The 548-nt window shown below is 39.6% G+C and carries 2 protein-coding genes; one reads left to right on the forward strand and one right to left on the reverse strand.

What is annotated here, in order from left to right:
* A partial coding sequence (locus tag FQP90_RS23080) for a phosphate acyltransferase (protein ID WP_280116003.1) occupies positions 1–214 on the reverse strand: 214 nt, incomplete at its 3' end.
* Positions 215–368: 154 nt separating this feature from the next.
* Here FQP90_RS23080 and FQP90_RS23085 point away from each other — a divergent pair.
* On the forward strand, positions 369–548 hold a 180-nt coding region (locus FQP90_RS23085; RefSeq protein ID WP_144653445.1), incomplete at its 3' end, for a helix-turn-helix domain-containing protein.

Genomic DNA, 548 nt, shown 5'->3' on the forward strand with positions numbered 1-548 from the left:
GTGGTGAAATAATATGAATACCGGCGAGATCAATGTGATGCAATTCTGCAGCAGCGATGATCGCCGGTTCATCACCGACTAATGTGATGTAAGCAAGCTGCTTATCTATCGCCATTTGTGCAGCGGCCAACACCCGAGGATCTTCAGCTTCGCTCAAAACCACTCGCTTACGATCTAAGTGAGCTCTATCAATAATCCGTTCAATCGCCTTCATTTTAAAATTCCATTTATTGAGATTAATCGTTCCATAATTTATATTTATATTATTGAAATAATAAAAAAGGTCAAATTTTATTCAGATAATTGAAGAATAATGATTTGATATGTACACTCTTAGGCATAGACATATCGCAAGGATGGATCATTATATGCAAACAGAAACACCACAAGTTCAAGGGGATACACCGACTCTCCGACTTTTTGCACTATTAGAGGTGATAGCGCAAAAAGACGAGTTTATTTCTCTTCAGGGATTAGTCGAAGAAACTGGACTGCCAAAACCGACCCTGCACCGAATGCTTCAGCAGTTAGAAGCAGCAGGCATCATT

It is taken from the genome of Paenarthrobacter nitroguajacolicus (assembly GCF_007786235.1).
GTDB lineage: Bacteria > Actinomycetota > Actinomycetes > Actinomycetales > Micrococcaceae > Arthrobacter > Arthrobacter nitroguajacolicus_A.